At 41.9% G+C, this 17608-nt stretch carries 16 protein-coding genes, 1 tRNA gene and 1 pseudogene; 10 read left to right on the top strand and 8 right to left on the bottom strand.

The features are described 5' to 3' along the window. Nucleotides 1-216: 216 nt before the first annotated feature. The 5 genes and pseudogenes from ACX0G9_RS13980 to ACX0G9_RS13960 form a co-directional block, all read right to left on the bottom strand. Nucleotides 217-887: pseudogene (locus ACX0G9_RS13980) on the bottom strand (DUF2625 domain-containing protein). A gap of 128 nt (nt 888-1015) precedes the next feature. Beyond that, nucleotides 1016-1528, bottom strand: coding sequence for a type II toxin-antitoxin system antitoxin DNA ADP-ribosyl glycohydrolase DarG (gene darG / locus ACX0G9_RS13975; protein WP_459065538.1), 513 nt, complete (start codon nt 1526-1528; stop codon nt 1016-1018). 69 nt (nt 1529-1597) lie between these two features. Further along, nucleotides 1598-2302 carry a phytanoyl-CoA dioxygenase family protein gene (locus tag ACX0G9_RS13970; RefSeq protein WP_459065537.1) on the bottom strand — a complete coding sequence of 235 codons (705 nt, stop codon included), beginning with the start codon at nt 2300-2302 and terminating at the stop codon, nt 1598-1600. A 233-nt stretch (nt 2303-2535) separates the two neighbouring features. Continuing rightward, the gene (locus tag ACX0G9_RS13965; protein ID WP_459065536.1) at nt 2536-2667 is read right to left on the bottom strand and encodes a hypothetical protein; all 132 of its coding nucleotides are present in this window, start codon (nt 2665-2667) and stop codon (nt 2536-2538) included. 20 nt (nt 2668-2687) lie between these two features. Further along, the gene (locus tag ACX0G9_RS13960) at nt 2688-3707 is read right to left on the bottom strand and encodes a cytochrome P450 (protein ID WP_459065535.1); all 1020 of its coding nucleotides are present in this window, start codon (nt 3705-3707) and stop codon (nt 2688-2690) included. 213 nt (nt 3708-3920) lie between these two features. Between ACX0G9_RS13960 and ACX0G9_RS13955 the strand changes: the two genes are divergently transcribed. Genes ACX0G9_RS13955 through ACX0G9_RS13925 form a run of 7 tightly spaced genes read left to right on the top strand, consistent with a single transcriptional unit; the run spans nt 3921 to nt 9012 of the window. Continuing rightward, nucleotides 3921-4610 carry an NUDIX hydrolase gene (locus tag ACX0G9_RS13955; RefSeq protein ID WP_459065534.1) on the top strand — a complete coding sequence of 230 codons (690 nt, stop codon included), beginning with the start codon at nt 3921-3923 and terminating at the stop codon, nt 4608-4610. Between the two features lie 13 nt (nt 4611-4623). Continuing rightward, entirely contained in the window at nt 4624-6123 is a 1500-nt protein-coding gene (locus ACX0G9_RS13950; protein WP_459065533.1) for a nicotinate phosphoribosyltransferase, read from the top strand. Continuing rightward, nucleotides 6120-6539: an ADP-ribosylation/crystallin J1 gene (locus ACX0G9_RS13945; RefSeq protein ID WP_459065532.1), complete on the top strand. Its 420-nt coding sequence runs from the start codon at nt 6120-6122 to the stop codon at nt 6537-6539. Before ACX0G9_RS13950 ends, ACX0G9_RS13945 begins: the two co-directional genes overlap by 4 nt. Then, nucleotides 6536-7105, top strand: a complete 570-nt coding sequence (locus ACX0G9_RS13940) for an NADAR family protein (RefSeq protein WP_459065531.1) — start codon at nt 6536-6538, stop codon at nt 7103-7105. The genes ACX0G9_RS13945 and ACX0G9_RS13940 overlap by 4 nt, the downstream gene beginning before the upstream one ends. Next, on the top strand, nt 7095-7607 hold the full coding sequence (locus ACX0G9_RS13935; protein WP_459065530.1) for an O-acetyl-ADP-ribose deacetylase: 513 nt from the start codon (nt 7095-7097) through the stop codon (nt 7605-7607). The genes ACX0G9_RS13940 and ACX0G9_RS13935 overlap by 11 nt, the downstream gene beginning before the upstream one ends. Then, nucleotides 7604-8143 (top strand): RNA 2'-phosphotransferase, encoded by a 540-nt coding sequence (locus ACX0G9_RS13930; protein WP_459065529.1) that lies wholly within the window; start codon nt 7604-7606, stop codon nt 8141-8143. The genes ACX0G9_RS13935 and ACX0G9_RS13930 overlap by 4 nt, the downstream gene beginning before the upstream one ends. Nucleotides 8144-8172: 29 nt before the next feature. Continuing rightward, nucleotides 8173-9012: a phosphoribosyltransferase family protein gene (locus ACX0G9_RS13925; RefSeq protein WP_459065528.1), complete on the top strand. Its 840-nt coding sequence runs from the start codon at nt 8173-8175 to the stop codon at nt 9010-9012. A gap of 110 nt (nt 9013-9122) precedes the next feature. Here the strand turns inward: ACX0G9_RS13925 and ACX0G9_RS13920 are convergent, their stop codons facing one another. The 3 genes from ACX0G9_RS13920 to ACX0G9_RS13910 form a co-directional block, all read right to left on the bottom strand. Continuing rightward, nucleotides 9123-10574 carry an MBOAT family O-acyltransferase gene (locus tag ACX0G9_RS13920; protein WP_459065527.1) on the bottom strand — a complete coding sequence of 484 codons (1452 nt, stop codon included), beginning with the start codon at nt 10572-10574 and terminating at the stop codon, nt 9123-9125. A 3-nt stretch (nt 10575-10577) separates the two neighbouring features. Continuing rightward, entirely contained in the window at nt 10578-11624 is a 1047-nt protein-coding gene (locus ACX0G9_RS13915) for a hypothetical protein (protein ID WP_459065526.1), read from the bottom strand. Between the two features lie 265 nt (nt 11625-11889). Further along, nucleotides 11890-11963, bottom strand: a tRNA-Ile gene (locus ACX0G9_RS13910). Between the two features lie 217 nt (nt 11964-12180). Between ACX0G9_RS13910 and ACX0G9_RS13905 the strand changes: the two genes are divergently transcribed. The 3 genes from ACX0G9_RS13905 (at nt 12181) to ACX0G9_RS13895 (ending at nt 17599) form a co-directional block, all read left to right on the top strand. Continuing rightward, complete coding sequence (locus ACX0G9_RS13905; RefSeq protein ID WP_459065525.1) at nt 12181-12771, top strand: RNA polymerase sigma-70 factor; 591 nt, start codon at nt 12181-12183, stop codon at nt 12769-12771. Nucleotides 12772-12846: 75 nt separating this feature from the next. Continuing rightward, on the top strand, nt 12847-14034 hold the full coding sequence (locus tag ACX0G9_RS13900) for a FecR family protein (RefSeq protein WP_459065524.1): 1188 nt from the start codon (nt 12847-12849) through the stop codon (nt 14032-14034). 154 nt (nt 14035-14188) lie between these two features. Next, complete coding sequence (locus tag ACX0G9_RS13895) at nt 14189-17599, top strand: TonB-dependent receptor (protein WP_459065523.1); 3411 nt, start codon at nt 14189-14191, stop codon at nt 17597-17599. Nucleotides 17600-17608: the final 9 nt, after the last annotated feature.

Raw genomic sequence — 17608 nt, 5'->3', positions numbered from 1 at the left:
CATAAGTTTTATACTGATGTTCAATGGTTTATGCCTTAATTATTGCAAATTAAAGAATCCCAGTTACATAAGATAAAACTTTTCCAACCCAAGTTTATAGTTAAATAGATTTCTAGTTGATTATCAATCGATTAGGTTATCCGCCTAGCCAATCTGGAAATGCTAATTACTAACCCACAGAAAGCAGCTCTGCCAAAAACTGATTGGAAATTTTGCCTATTTGATACCCAATTTCCTTCTCATATCAAGAGTAAGTTGGTATTGCTCTTCCACTGAGATCGCCTTCCGGGAATTCTTATTAATATTTTTTCCTTCTTTTGTCCACAATGGAGGGAAAAAGTTGAATGTTTTATCCCCTTGAAGAGAAGCAACTTCCTTTCTCCAATCCTTCCAGCGGTAATCAGCGTAAAACTTCTCCAGATCGCCGGAGAAACAAAATAATAAGAACTCTGAATAGGTCTTTTCCATTGGTTCCCACTCAAGATTATCAGGGGCCAGGTAATATATTTTACCCGCGTCCTTGCCCAAGCCTCCGCCATGGCAAAGAATCCACCCATCGCATCGTCGGCTACCAAATAAAAAGGCGCCTTTTGCCCGTAATTAGTGAGCGATTTTCCCTTGTTCCATTCATCCAGGCTACGGGGAAGTCGAACGCTCCCGGAACCTAATATTCTAACCCACCCATCGTCGACCAGGATTCCTCCCGTTGAATAAACGATTGCACCCATCGGAGAACGGGTGGTTACCTGTGTTTTGAAAAGGGCATCTTTTGCCTTTACTGAATCATTAGGAAGTACTTCAACCTTATTTTTCGCTGAATCTATCCATCCTTGAACAATAGGCCAACCTGGTTCTTTGGAATTAATCAGGTCTTCGATTGGTCGCATTGTTTGAGAATATGAGACGATAGATAAGGCAATTAGGGTGAATGTCAAGATCGTCTTTTGCATTTTTTGCAGATTGTACTTTTATTTAGCTATATATTGAAATATAATATAGTTGTAAATGCATAGCTCTAACGGGGATTACCTTTTGCTATGGATGCTCTACCTTCTTTCTTTAATACTTCCTGAATTTCGGGATTTGGTTCATAAATGATTACCTCCACCTCCAAATTATTCATTTCTTTTTCTATGAGTGGCCTCACCTGGTTCCAATCCAATCCCCCGTTTCCACAACCTAAGAGAGGTAATGCAACGGATTTTATTTTATTCTCTTTGATTTTTATTTTAAGATCCTTCAAACCTGATTCTATCCAAGCTAATTTAGAAGGATACCGCCAGTGTCCTTTTGTCGGAAAATTAATGATAAACTTTACCGTCCCAATAGGATTTACCGGAACGATAAATACCATTCCCAACTGTACAGAATCAGTTTTTACAGCATCGCGATAAGCCTTGAAATTCTCAGGGAAGGCATTTTTGAATTGTAAGGCAATTCCCTTTCCCATTACTCCTACTGTATTTACGGTATTCACTAATGCTTCAACCTTAGCATCAAGTAAATTGCCAGTTTTAAAGGTGATCATAATAATTTTTTTATAAGGGTGCCATTTATAGCTATTTAGCAATCCCCCCAATTTTTTTTCTGTTGATTTTTAGCTTACAGCCTGCTGAAGCCTTTCTGCCCAGGCCAACCCTTCAGGCAGTTTCGAATTGCTGAACTCAATATGTATGACCCTTCTTCTGTTGCTGCTGGTCGTTCGATTAGATGCATGCTGCAATAGGGGTCGCATAATCATGATGCCACCTGACTTTACCCGGCAAATTTCTTCTTCATTGCCTGAGTTTTTGGAGGAAAACCTGTGAATACCTTTTAGATGTGAACCTGGAATTACCCTAAGGGCGCCATTCTTTTCATCGGTATCGTCGAGATGAATGCGAATGGTAAAAATATTTTCTAAAATATCCAAAGGAGGCTGAACGGCAAATTGATTTTGTTTTACCGTCCAGGAGGTATAACCGGCTAGTTCCATTTTTTTATCGACAGAAATGGTAAGGTCCTGGTGATAGGATACAAACCAATTGGATTCTTCGGGTTTATCAAAATAAATAGACTTTATGACGAAACAACCAGGCACGAAAAACTCAGCTATAACAGAATTTAGTTTCGAATTAAAAATCAGAGACCTTATTTCCGGAATCTCTTTCAGGAATTGCCTGATGGCAAACAGGTCATTTGTTTTTCGGAACATTGGGCTACGGTTATCTGCCCGATCAATTACGGCTTTCATCAGGCTTATTTCTTCTGCACAAAAGACATCTTCAATAAAAATAAAACCTTTATCAATAAGTTGTTCCATTTCATGATTAATTAACAAACTCAATTGGCTGAATACATCTCGATCAATTGGATCAATGCCTTTTTTATATCCAGATAGGCTCCTCCCTGAATGGATATGAACTGATCAGTCATGGGTTGATTTTGGTATAGCATGCCGGGCTCACTCAAAGATATTTCTTTTAGGGGTTTAAGTAGGCCAAATAAAGCGAATAATAAAAAACCGGAAGTAAGGCTATGGCCGGCAATAACAAGTCAACTTTCGAGAGAAATGATCATTTCTTTTGGCAATCTTAGATTGGTAAGTGCCTCGTATTCCATTTCCCGCGTGAGTAAGGCTACGGAAGAATAGTGGTTAAAAAGATAGTACAGGGTTTCGGTTGTCATATGTCAGACAAATTCGTTAGCTAAACAGGCATGAGATCCGGAGCCAAAGGTGATGTGTCTGTGTTATTACTTCTTTCCATAGAAAAGGTATTTGCCTTTGCAAACTGCTTTTCGTCACGGTTGGCTGCAGCCAGGATAATGAGGACTTGTTCGCCTTTATGTTGGGTAGTTGTTCCAAACCGGCAATTTTTTGATAATATTCTTCGGGTATGTTGAACGGGAGGATCGTATCGTAAAACTTCAAGGACAAAATCCGATAATTCTTTTTTGTTCGCAGTGAATCTTCGGTATATAGTAGTGTGGCTATTAGTGGGACTTATTAAATGGTAAAGAGCCGTACTTAGTAATCCCCGGCAGGCATCGTAACTTTGTGTCAACAGGCCTATCAGGTTGGCTATTACAAACCCCATGACTTCCTCTCTTGTTAGAGAGACGTCTGCCGTCAATCTATCTATAAACATATTCAGGGGCCTGGAATGATTGATATGCCATTCCACCTTATTATAAATTTCTTTGGAAACGGTATTGATCCCGTTCACATGCTCTTCCGTTTTAATAGGCAAGGTGAAGGTCACCAGGCGACCCACCCTGTCTGCAATAAACAGGCTATCGGCAGGAGTAAAATCAAATCTATGTAAAATGCACAGGACAGGCAATCGTTTGGCAACCATCTTTATCCAGTCGATTTCTTTGCCGTTTGATTTTTGTTGGAGGAGACCTGCTAAAATTGTCGCAACAGGCGCAGGCTTTCTGTATTGATAAACGGCCATAGCTATTTGCCTGGCAACAGCATGATACGGAGGGTTTTGAAATCTGGGCAGTTTTCCGGTTATGGCTAAGGAATAATCATCAAATCCGGTTGTATTTAAAGAAGGAATATGGGCAGAAGGATTACCCAGCAATTCCTTGCAAAATTCGTAGGAATAAACAGCCCAAAGCTTATTTCTTTCATCATAATAAATAGGATGATCGGAGAGCATTTCATGATATATCTTGTAAGGGTCCTGTTCTTCCGATTGAAGGAATAAAACTGGTTTCATTTCTGGTTGTTGTTCGGGCCTCATTTGGTGTTTTTGTTAGAGATACAAGTTTATGCTCTTTTCCCAAGGGTTAGTTCAGTCCGAAATGAAAGATGGGAGACAATACATAGAGATCTGATTTTCACCTATTTAATTATTAAAGAATTAAATCTATTCCTTTTATTTTGGAAGAATGAAAATATTTGTTTTTGTTTGCGTCATAATAACGCAAACATGAAATCTTTTGATAGTTACATAAATCCATCGCTCGCCATCGATCTGGTAGTATTTGGCTATCATGAGGAAAGGCTGTCCGTTCTGTTGTTAAACAGGAAAGAGACCCCATTCAGGAATTCATGGACGTTACCGGGTGGTTTTTTGCAGATGACCGAAACCTTTAGCGACACCTGCGACCGGATTCTTAAAACAAAATTGGGGATTACTAATCTCTACCTGGAGCAACTATATTCTTTTGATGCTATTGATCGGGATCCAAGGGGAAGAGTTATCTCGGTTACTTATTTTGCCCTTGTCAATCCAACCCAGTTTGAAATTGTAGCAGGGTCGATGGCGAATGACGTTAAATGGTTTGAGATAAAAGAGCTTCCACCACTGGGATTCGATCATGATCTATTGTTTCGCAAAGCATGGGAACGTCTTAAAGCAAAAATCCTGTATAATCCGGTTGGTTTTGAATTGCTGAATGAACAGTTCACCCTTCCGGAAGTCCATCGTTTGTATGAACGGATCCTGGATATTTCTATTGATCGTAGGAATTTCAGAAGGAAGATCCTCGATTCGGAATATATTCTGCCAACGGGAAGACGCAAAACGGGTCTGCAAAACCGGCATCCGGATATATATTCGTTTAATAAGGAACTTAAACCCAATCATTTTAGCCTAAACATTCAATTACCTGAATAATAAACAAATAAAAATGAGAACCTCACCCTTGCTCCTGAAAGACGGTTATAAAGTCGGACACAAATTTCAATATCCCGAAGGGACTACTCTTGTGTACTCCAACCTTACTCCCAGGACATCAAGAAATGAAGATATTAAAGAGATCGTTTTCTTCGGATTGCAGTATTTTATCAAAGAATATCTGATCCGCCAGTTCAACGAAGGGTTTTTCAAGCGGCCCAAAGTTGAAGTGGTAAATGAATACAAAAGAAGGATTGATAATTATCTTGGGAAAGACAGCATCACCTACCAGCACATTTCAGATTTGCACGACCTGGGGTATCTTCCTCTTGAGATAAAGGCTCTTCCCGAAGGCATCCTGGTTCCCATGCGTGTGCCTGTTTTTACGATAAAAAATACTAATCCTGCTTTTTTCTGGTTGACGAATATGTTGGAAAGTCTTTTAAGCGCCATTCTGTGGAAACCTTGTACTTCTGCAACCACGGCATTTCAGTATCTGAAAACATTTACCCGATATGCTGAAGAAACTGTGGGCGAAGACAAGAGTTTTGTTCCCTGGCAGGGGCATGACTTTTCTTTCCGCGGAATGAGTGGTGTAGAAGATGCTGTCCTCAGCGGTGCGGCTCACCTGTTGTCCTTTACAGGAACAGATACCATTCCCGCTATCGATTTCCTGGAAGAATTTTATAATGCCGATTGTGAAAAGGAGCTTATCGGAGGGTCTGTTCCCGCTACAGAGCACAGCGTCATGTGCATGGGCACCAAACAAGACGAATTAGCCACCTTCAGAAGGCTGATCAGGGAGATTTACCCCTCGGGGATTGTATCTATAGTCAGTGATACCTGGGATTTCTGGCAAGTAATCACAGAATTTCTTCCTGCTTTGAAAGAAGAAATCCTTACCCGAAATGGAAAGGTGGTGATACGTCCGGATAGCGGAGACCCGGTAAAAATCATCATAGGTGATCCGGAAGAGCCCATTGGAAGCCCGGCTTATAAAGGAGCGATCGAGTGTATATGGGAAACCTTCGGAGGAATAATCACAGAAAAGGGCTACAAACTTCTTGATGGTCATATCGGTCTGATTTATGGTGACAGTATTAACCTGGAAAGACAGGAAGCCATTCTGGAAGGACTGAAGAAAAAGGGGTTTGCCAGTTACAACGTAGTACTCGGAATCGGGTCTTTCACCTATGAATATGTTACCCGTGATACATTCGGGTTTGCCATGAAGGCAACATATGGAGAGGTAAATGGAGAAGGCAGAGCCATTTTTAAGGATCCCAAGACTGATGACGGAACAAAAAAATCCGCCAAAGGATTAATGCAGATCTTCCGAAACCCCTTAACCGGTAAATTGACGTTAAAGGATGAATGTACCTGGGAAGAAGAAGCCCGGGGAGAGTTACAAACTGTTTTTAAAAATGGTATCCTTACAGTAGACCGGACACTGTCTGAGATAAGAACAAGAGTAATATCACAGTTAACTCCTGTAAAAAGTGAAATAGTATGATACCCCAGTGTGTAGATTTATTCAGACCTGTTGGCTTGAAAGAACTGAGCCTTATAGCCGAAAGTGATTGGAGCGAATTTCCTCCCCGTCTCGAATGGCAACCTATCTTTTACCCGGTCTTGAATCAGACTTATGCCGAGCAAATTGCCAGAGAATGGAATACAGCAGATGCTTTTTCCGGTTTCTGCGGTGCAGTGACTCAATTTGCTATTGGAGAGACGCATTTTCAAAAATACAAAGTAGAAAATGTCGGGGGAGCGATCCATAATGAATTATGGATACCGGCGGAAGAACTCGCGCTTTTCAACCAGTATATAGTTGGAAAAATAAAATTGGTGAAAGCCTTTTTTGGAGAAGAATTTGTGTTTCCGGAAAACCCGCAGTTAAGAAATGAACTTTTAAAATTCAGAGGATGAAATATTCAAATGCCTGGCTACAGGAAAAATGCCAAACTGACGAAAAGATGAAATTCCTTTTCTTCTGGGGCCATCAACCTTCTGCTGATGGCAGCCTTTCACAAAGCTGTTTCAGCCAATGGTGGGAATTATCTTTTGAAAAGGATGGGCAAATATATCCAACGGCGGAACATTGGATGATGGCCGGTAAGGCCAGACTATTTGCCGACGAAGAGATATTAGCAAGGATCCTTTTGGCAAAAACACCCGGGAAAGCAAAAGAACTTGGGCGGAAAGTAAAGAACTTTGATCCAATGGTATGGGATAACAACAAATTTAAAATGGTGGTGGAAGGAAACCTTTGCAAGTTTTCTTCAAATCCATCCATGAAGCAGTTTTTGCTCAAAACTGGTGATAGGGTTTTAGTTGAAGCTAGTCCGGTAGATACCGTTTGGGGAATAGGGCTTGCCGCAGACAATAAAAAAGTTTCCGATCCATTTCAATGGCGCGGAGAGAATTTATTGGGATATGCACTGATGGAAGTCAGGGATTTATTGATTACTAAAACAGGGCCGGATGCAAATTGAACTGGTTAAAGGAGATATAACGATTATGGAAGTAGATGCCATAGTGAATGCTGCAAACAGCTCTCTTTTAGGTGGCGGCGGGGTAGTCGGCGCCATCCATCGAAAGGGTGGGCCGGCCATTCTGGAGGCATGCAGGGAGATCAGGAACAAGCAAGTAAAATGCAAAACAGGGGAGGCCGTTATTACAACGGCAGGGAATTTGCCTTCAAAATATGTAATACATACAGTAGGCCCCGTCTGGAATGGAGGAAGCAGCAAAGAAGAATTATTATTAAAAAATTGTTATACGAATAGTTTGCTACTGGCTCTTCAGCATACGATTGAAAGCATCGCATTTCCAAATATCAGTACCGGGATATACCATTTTCCAAAAGAAAAAGCTGCAGAAATTGCAATTTCAGTGGTTCGGGAATTCGAGCATAAGAATTTAATAAAACGTCTTCTGTTTGTCTGCTTTGATGAAGAAAATTATTTCCTTTACAAAAAACTCCTGGGAATATGAATGAAAAAGAACTCAGGTCAAAAAGCAAGTTCCTTAGCCTGCTACTTCGACACCAACCTGAACTGATAGACCTTACCTTGAATGAAGAGGGATGGGTTAATGTGGAAGAGCTTTTGCAAAAAATGAAAGGTCATTATCCGATGACCCGTGAATTGTTGGATATTATTGTCGAAACCAATGATAAAAAAAGATTTGGTTATAATGAGGAAATGACAATGATCCGAGCTAATCAGGGCCATTCCATTGCAGTAGATTTGCAGTTGGAAAAGAAAGAGCCCCCAGAAACACTTTATCATGGAACCGAAGAAAAGAAAATGGAAGCTATCCAATCTGTAGGCCTTCAGAAAATGAGTCGTCAGCACGTTCATCTAAGTCAGGATAAAGAAACTGCCCTAAAAGTAGGAAGTCGCAGAGGCAATCCTGTAATTCTTGCTATTCACTCCGGCAAAATGCATTGTAAAGATTTTTGCTTTTATCTTTCTGAAAATGGAGTTTGGCTAACAAACCATGTTCCCCTTGAATATATAACCAAATAATCCTATTAATCCTTAACTGAATATTTTATATGAATACGATCAATCTCATTTATCCTCAAAAATCTGATATTTCCTTCTCGATCATGCTTTTCCCGGATGGGCAGCCTCATATAAAAATGGACGGGGTAAGCATGAATAATTTGGATAAAAAACAGCCGCTGCGCATATTCACCAGGATCGCCGGGTCAAATGATTTACTTCAGGCTCTTTTTATTAAGAACGTCCTGGATTACCAGGAATTTGACCATGTGGAATTACATATCTCTTATTTGTTGACCGCGCGTATGGACAGGGTGATGGTTGAAGGAGAACCTTTCTCGCTGAAAGTCGTAGCGAATATGCTGAATCAGGCTGATTTCAAAAAAATAAAAATCTTCGATCCGCATTCGGAAGTTTCGACGGCTTTAATCGACAGGTCTTATGCCGTTCCTAACCACTCGTTTGTAAAACAATCACTGGCAAAATATTTCAACGCTCATCCTGCGAAAGCCTATTGTTTAGTTTCCCCGGATGCCGGAGCATTAAAGAAAATACACAAACTGGCTCAATATCTGGAAGTAGAAAACATAGTTGAGTGCATGAAAGAGCGGGATGTAAAAACAGGGAAACTTACCAAATTCAGCACGGCCACGGAAAATTTTAACGGCCTTACTTGTTTTATCGTAGATGACATTTGTGATGGTGGCGGAACGTTTGTCGGTACGGCTTCGATGCTAAAAGAAAAAGGGGCCGGCAAAGTAGTGTTAATAGTTAGCCATGGTATTTTCAGTAAAGGGACACAATTAGAAAATATTGATGAGATCTACACTACTGATTCCTTCAAACCGGTTGAGAATTGCACTTGTTTTCCGATAGAAGAGTTTATGTAAATTGAACACCCTCTTTGCATTTTATATTTACAGGTATACGGTTCTGTTACTCCGCCGTTTGAAAATGCTCAATTTTTGTCTTCCCCATTGTTTGTCATGTTCTTTATTTTTTAAAATTGAAAATAGATGAATGAACTGCCGCTCTCCTGTGAAAAAACGATGAACAGGACCAATACGGCCCAAACCAAACCAAGCCCTACCCAGGAGGTTTTATGGGCAACTTTAAGGATGCTTGTATTGCGCATTAACCAATGACACAACAACATAAGGGGAATGATGATGGCCACTTTAATAATGGATAAGGTGTCGAGTAAGGGTCTGCCAATATTGGAAAAACTAAACATGGAGGAAAGAATATGACCCGCCTGGGAAAAACTGGATGCCCTGAAGAATACCCAAGTCACATTGATCAGGAGAAAGGTGAATAAGGCATAGAAATAATTATTATTAAGAGGGCTTTCCCTATTTACCAAACGGACACCATTTTCATCTGCGGTTACGTTGGCGTTAGTCTTTTTGAAAAACCGTTCTACCCATAAATACAAACCGTGCAATCCTCCCCAAACCACAAATGTCCAGTTCGCGCCATGCCAAAGACCGCCGATTAACATGGTTAGCATCAGCGCCATGTACATTTTTGTGGCTCCATTCCGGTTGCCGCCCAAGGGAATATAAAGATAATCCCTTAACCAGGTGGACAAAGTAATATGCCAGCGGCGCCAGAAATCGGCGAATCCGGTGGCGGCATAGGGGTAATTAAAATTTTGCGGTAATACAAAACCCAGGCACAAGGCAACGCCGATTGCACAAGTGGAATAACCGGCAAAATCAAAAAATATCTGACCAGAGAAGGCCAGAACCCCCGACCAGGCATCTATGGCCGGCATCTTGCCCGGCGCATTAAAAACACTGTCGGCAGTAGCGGCCAGCATACTGTCAGCTACGACTACCTTCATAAAGAGACCAAGTGTAAGCAGAAATAAACCATCCAGCAATTGTTTTTGGGTAGCCTTTCCGGGAACTTCGAATTGCGGCACCAGTTGCGGTGGACGAACAATAGGTCCGGCGACCAAATGCGGGAAAAATGTTACAAAGAGAGAGAAATCCAACAATGACTTTACCGGCTTGCTTTTGCGATGGTACATATCAATCGTGTAACATAGCGTGGTAAAGGTGTAAAAAGATATACCCGCAGGTAAAATAATATTGGGTCTGGCCGGATGGAAATCGATACCCATTAAATGAGTCAGCGAGACAAAATTGTCCAGCAAAAAGGCGCCATATTTAAAAAAACATAACATACCCAGATTTCCAATCAGGCTGACTACCAGTAGTAAATGTCTTTTGGTTCTGTTAGGTTGTGTATATAAAGCTCTGCCCACAAAATAATCTACGATGGTAGACAACCACAGCAGCAGGATAAAAGGTGGATTCCAGGCAGCATAAAAAATATAACTGGCCAGCAGCAGGTTGATTTTTTTGGTCTTCCAACTGAAAGGAAGATTGTGTAATACCAAAATGATCGCAAAAAATACGATGAATGTATATGAATTGAATACCATGATCTAATTGTTTAGGGTATAATTAAATTTCCAGCCTTTTTCCGTTGTCAGGATGTTGGCAACGGATTGGGTGTAGGTAACTGCGCCCTCGGGGCTTAAATGAGAATTTTCGGGGCAGACCAATTGACTGAGCGTAGGATAGTCTGTAAAATGAATACCGGAGCAACCGGTTAGGGTCAATAGTTTATCCCAATACTTTTCTCTGGGATAACCCATTTTTTCTCCGGCAAAAAAACGACCGCAGGAAGGTGTTCTGGTAAATACCACCTCGCCGCCCCGGGACCTTATTTTTTCAACGGCTTCTTTAACCGTCGCAAAAATGAACTCCGTTTCTTTTTCTGACATCGGCGGCGCGCTGCGCATGGCGCTGCCAACAAAATCCCAAATACCCTTTACCCTGTTCTGGAGACTGCTGTCTGTTACCATTTTTTCCATCATATAAGATTGACGGTTAAAATTAGTACGCTCAAATTCCATGGGGAATGGAGGCATGGCAAAATAGCCTGGCCGGTTGGGAATTCCCAGCTTATCCAATTCTGCATTCAGCGAGTAATTGTCTTTATCCAAAAAAGCCAGTTTCGATTCCAGCACCCGGTCAATCTGAAGACTTGCCTTTTGCGCAAGGGTAAAATCCTTATAATACGTAAGCCCTTTACCGGGTCTTACGGTGAAAAAAGGATTGTTGTTAAAAAACAAAATTTCGGTCACATCCACCACCAGACGGCCTTTAAATCCCGGGTCGCCGGCTAGGTCCAGCAATACCGGAAGGGGTGTACTGCCAACACAGGCCAACTGAATGGCTTCGGTATGCGTAGCCTTTTCCCAGGTAGGGATATCCAGATCATATTTGATACGGGACGATCCGATGAATACGGTTGCCTTGTCGGAAGGTTGGTAAATACGCGCCCTTGCATTGGCCCATAAGGCGGGGCCCTCATCATAGGAAGTATTTACTCCTTTGTTACGGAGGAATATTTCCCAGGCGGTAACAGTACAAATTACAATGACCAACATCAATAAACCTGCTTTTTTTGAGGAGGAAGTATCCATTTATGTAGTTGAAAGGGGTGAAGGGAATAGAACTACTTTGGCTTTTGCAGGAATTGCTAATAGGAGGGTAAAATATACTTAGTATTTCAAATATAGGTCTTTTTCACGCTTAGTCTAAATCGGCATTTTAGTCGCGTCCCGATGAGATATATTTTGTGCTTGACATGTAAACCCAATGTAGTCTCAAGGACTAACGATGCATAAGTCATGTCTCAAATAAAAAAGCACCTACAATCTAGTATCGTGTAAGTGCTTGATTATCAAGTGGACCCTGTCGGATTTGAACCAACGACCCTCTGATTATGAGTCAGACGCTCTAACCAACTGAGCTAAGGGTCCGGCCATTTTTGGCGATGCAAAAGTAGAAAATTTGGACCAAGGCAGAAAATATAAATGAAGTAAAAGGGAAGCTTTGGAAGATAAATACTCCGGCAAGTGGTAAAACGGCTTCTGAAGCAGCAAAGACCTCAAAGAAAATGTCCAAATTAATAAGTAAATAATTTATCCTTAATATTGCTACAGATAGAATTGATTAGTCGCCTTTTTGCTTAGCCAAATGATAACTGCCGACAGAATTCAATATTTACAGGGCCGGATCGCACGGTTTGATGACCAACAGGCATACAAGGAACTATTTACCCAGCTCTATAACTACTTATTCCAATTCGCCAAGACCCTGGTCAAGGCAAAAGAGCCTACCGAAGAGATCGTTTCAGATGTTTTTATCAAGGTTTGGGAAAAACGTAAGGAGTTGGAGAAAATAGGGAACCTGAAAGTCTACTTGTATGTCACTACCCGGAATATGGCTTACAACTACCTGGATACACAAAAGAAGGTCGTTACCCAGCCTATTGACGATTTTCAGGGAACGATCACCAGTCTTTATTTCAATCCCGAGCAATTAATGATCACAGCCGATATGCTGGCGCTGATCCAAAAAGCTGTCGAGGAATTACCTCCCAAATGTAAAATCATCTTCAAACTGGTCAAAGAGGACGGGTTAAAATACCGGGAAGTAGCCGAGATTCTGAGCCTTAGTATAAAAACTGTTGAAAATCAGCTTGCTATTGCCCTTCAAAAGATCGGATCAGCCGTTAGTTTCGATATAAAAAAGACGATTTCCTCGCCAATCGGGCATCCTCGCTAGAATTGTTAAATTTATTTTAATTTCTTTTGGGGGTTTTCCTTTATTTCTCTGTCCTTTTAGGGTAGCACTATTTAAATGGGACAAGAACACAAGGAATATACCTGGAACTTAATTGCCAAAAAGCTCTCCGGAGAAGCGACTCCGGAAGAGTTGCAGGAATTGGAACTCCTGCTGAGAAGTAACCCGGAGTTGCATTACCCTATGCAAACCATTGCTGATCTTTGGAAGTCTACCGGCAGGCAAGAGCAGAAAAAAGCAGAACAAGCATTTAACCGGCATCTTGATCGCATGCAGGATCTGAATATTGACTTCAATCCCGGAACAAGCACCCCAGCCCAAACCGCACAGTTTATGCAACAGCCGGAACCGCTTGGGCAGGATTATGCCTATCCATTTGCCGATCCCAAGCGTGGGGCCAGCAGGAGAATGGTGATACTGGTATCTTCTTTTTTTCTTTTATTAGGGATGGGAATCATGTGGTTGTCTCCCAGGACCGCTAAAACTCCTGTTGCCTCAAATACGCCTGCGGCTGCAATTTCCGGAATGATAGGCGGTGAGATCTTCACCGGAAATGGTTCGCGTACTCATCTGGTCCTGCCGGACGGTACCCTGGTATGGTTGAATGCGGGGAGCCGGATCAGATATGAAAAAAACTTTGGGACTGACCTGAGGGAAGTCACCCTGATCGGGGAGGCGTTTTTTGACGTGGCGCAAAATGCCCGCAAACCCTTTGTCATTCATACGGAAAAAATAGACATCAAAGTTTTGGGAACCCGTTTCAATGTCAAGTCTTATCCATTGGAGAAAACGACGGAAGCCACCTTGATCCGGGGCAGCATAGAAGTGTCCATCAAGGCAAGGCCAAATGAGCGGATCATCCTGAAGCCCAATGAAAAATTAGTGGTGGCCAATGACGACAGTACCCTGCACCGGAGCGGCCCCGCCTATCATTCCGGCAAGATTGACGAATCTCTGGTCGCCATACGCAAACCGACTTATGAGTCTCATACAGGAACGATTATCGAGACTTCCTGGATCGATAATAAATTGATCTTCCAGGATGAAGAGTTCAGGGAGTTAGCCAGAAAAATGGAAAGATGGTATGGGGTTACCATACGATTTGACAATCCCCGCCAGGAAGAATTGCATTTTACCGGAAGTTTTCAAAAAGAGACGATACAACAGGCACTGGAGGCATTAAAGCTGACCGCTGTCTTTAAATATGCAATCGAAGGAAACCAAATCACTGTTTATGACAAATAACTAAAACTAAAACTATATAATGATTAATAGCACGTAAAAAAAAGCGGGAAATGTTGGCGCATTTCCCGCAAGGTTACATGATGAGAAACCTGGCAATGCAGTGGATGCAGCAGCACAAGTTTCGCTTTTTTTATAACCCACTAAGAATAAAAATATGAAAAAAAACCTAACGATTGAGGATTGGCGTCCTCATGCCGTAAAAAAAGCTCTTTTGATTATGAAACTAACCTTTCTACTGATGTTTGCAGCTTTGCTGCAGGTATCGGCGAATGTCAACGGGCAGGGTAAGGTCTCACTCAAACTAAACCAGGTAGAAATATCGAAAGGTCTTAACTCCATTGAAAGACAAGGAACCTACCGTTTTCTTTACAATAGCCGTTTAGAGGCGATCCGCAAAAAGATCACCATAGATGTTACCGATTCGGAGATCAAAGATGTCCTGAAAGGTATGTTTATTGGAACCGACCTCAGCTATAAAATACTGGATAATAACCTGATCGTAGTCCTGTCCAATACGCTGGCATTGCAGGACATTAAGATCACCGGCCGGATCACCGGTGAAAATGGCGAACCCCTCTCGGGCGTTTCCGTAACCGTAAAAGGCACATCACATGGAACTACAACAGATAATACCGGAAATTTCACCCTAACTGTTCCCGAAAAAAGCAGAATCGTCATTTCTTATATTGGATATCAAAGCCAGGACATTGCAGTTAACAGCCAGTCTGTCATTAATATTAAACTGTCCTCATCTAACAGAACCATGGATGAAGTGGTGGTGATCGGTTATGGAACGGCCAGTAAAAGAGATTTGACCGGTTCTATTGCCAAAATATCCGGTAAGGATGTGGCGGATAAACCCAATACCAATCCGATCGCATCCCTGCAGGGAGCTGTGGCTGGTTTGTCTGTAGTCAATAGTGGTAACCTGGGAAAGAGCCCGGATATCCGAATCCGGGGAACGATCAGCATAGGATCGGTTAGCCCGCTCTATGTAGTGGATGGGGTTTTTAATGACAATATCGATTTTATCAATCCCAGTGATATAGAATCCATCGAAATCTTAAAAGATCCTTCTTCCTTAGCCATATTCGGGGTCCGGGGTGCTCCGGGGGTCATTGCGATCACGACCAAAAGAGCAAAGGCTGGACAGGTGAATATCAATTTCAACACGACTTATGGGTTTAAGAAATTGGTAGATAAAATCAAACTGACCAATGCTGCCGATTTTAAAATGCTGTATAATGAACAAAAAACAAATGAAGCGAAGGACAATGGTGGTACATTTAACCCGTTTGATTTTACCAAATACACCGGAAATGAGGACTGGATCGATGCCTTGACGCAGACGGCTCCGATCAGCATGAATAATTTAAGCATGTCGGCCAGTTCTGAAAAGAACAAGTTTTATATGGCCATTGGCTATACTGCGGATCAGGGAATAACAAAAAAAGAAATCCTGAAAAAGCTCACCTTAACCATCAATGATGAATATAAATTGAATAAGGCGATCAAGGTAGGGTTCAATATTAGCGGGATCAGGCAAAATTTGCCGTATGATCAATCTATTGCTCCGGATGATAAGGATTGGGGGGATTATGGAAATCCCCTGACCAATGCCCGATTTATGCTGCCGGTGAATGCGCCTTTCGATGCCAAAACGGGTCTTTACAATATCATGCCCAATACCCTGCAGACTCAGCAGGCCAATCCTTTAATGGAATTGAACTATTACCCTGACAGGATGATCCATTATGAATACAGAACGGTGGGTAGTGTATTTGCGGAAATTAATTTCCTGCGGAATTTTAATTTCAGGACAACCCTTTACGGCGATATAACCAACGGGAACAGGAGAAGGTATTTCCCGATTATCAACGTTCATGATCCTTTATCGGATGCCGTGTATGTGGATCCCTCTAATAATTATACCCGCTTGAACGTGGCAGACTACAAATTATACAAGTACCAGCAGGATTATATTCTAACTTACAAGAAAAGCTTTGGTGACCACAACTTGACAGGAACAGCAGGATGGACTACCTATTACAGGGGTAATTTTTACAATGATGGGGTCGCAACCCAGAAGATCGGGGCCGATCCGATTCCGGATGATAAAAGATTCTGGAATATTACCAATGGCTTTGAAGATCCATCCAGTAAAACGACAAGGTCTAAACAATGGGAAAGTGCTACAGCCTCAGCTTTATTCAGAATATTATACAATTACCAGAATAAATATTTCTTAAACGGTTCCTTTAGAAGAGACGGTTCTTCGATAATTTCTCCTTCACAGCGCTATCAAAATTTTTATGCCGTTGGCGCAGCCTGGGAATTGACCAAAGAAAAATTCATGAATAGTCAGCATTTCTTTGACTACTTAAAAATTAAAGGTTCCTGGGGCGTTCTGGGTAACCAAAATACCTACAATTATAAATACCCTTACTTTCCCGGTTTGATCAGTGGTGCTGCGGCCGTGTTTGGAAGCGACATATTCCCTGTTTATACACAAGAATATTTACCTGATCCGAATTTGAAATGGGAAACCGTGGATGCGAAAGAAGTTGGTTTTGAATTTAATTCCTTCCGGGACAGGTTACACTTCGAAGCGGTTTACTTTAACAAACGTACGGATGGTTTATTCGCCATTGTACCCGGAACCCAAGGTAACCCGGATGGTTTACGGAATTCCGGAAATATCTCCAATCAGGGTTTTGAATTCACGGCCGGCTGGAAACAAACGGTAACCAAGGATCTGAATTTTTCGGTCAATGCCAACTTGACTACTCTTAAAAATAAGGTCATTTCTCTTTCCACTAAGGGTTATGCCATTTTTCCGGATGGAACGGAAATCGATCCGAGCAGGACCGCCACCGGTTTCCCGATCGGGGCGTTTTACGGATTTGTGCAGCAAGGGGTTTATCAGAACCAGGATGAAATCGATAAAGGACCAAAAGTATTGGCCGGCGGCTGGACACCAAAACCCGGAGACCAGCGCTTCAAGGACTTAAATAACGATGGCAAAATTGACGATAGCGATAAAACGCAGATCGGTAATCCCACTCCTAAATTCACCTATGGCGTGAATTTTAATATCAGTTATAAAGGCTTCGATTTGGGCATAGGCATCAATGGCGTTTCCGGTAACCAAATCTACCGGGTGTGGGGTGTTTCCGAACATCTTTTCAATCAGTATAACTACCCACAATCACAACTGGCCCGATGGCATGGAGAAGGAACATCCAACAAAATACCGATCCTGGGAACAACCCGCGATGTTAATTTTAAAGGACTATCTACATTGGGAATTGAAAGCGGTACCTATTGGAGGATACGAAACCTGCAGTTGGGCTATAACTTTAACCCAACCATCCTCTCAAGGGCGCATATTAAAAACTTCCGGGTTTTTGTCAATGCGCAGAACCTGAAGACATTCAGACATAATTCCGGCTATACGCCCGAATTCGGAGGTCTGGATGGAGCGCAAGCCACGGCATTTGGGATTGATAAAGGTGATGGCGCCATTCCTGTAGTATACACCGGTGGTATTAATGTAACGTTTTAATGATTTAAA

The organism is Flavitalea flava (genome assembly GCF_054461575.1).
Note: the sequence above shows the minus strand (reverse complement) of the source record. Positions and strands in the feature narration are given on the sequence as shown.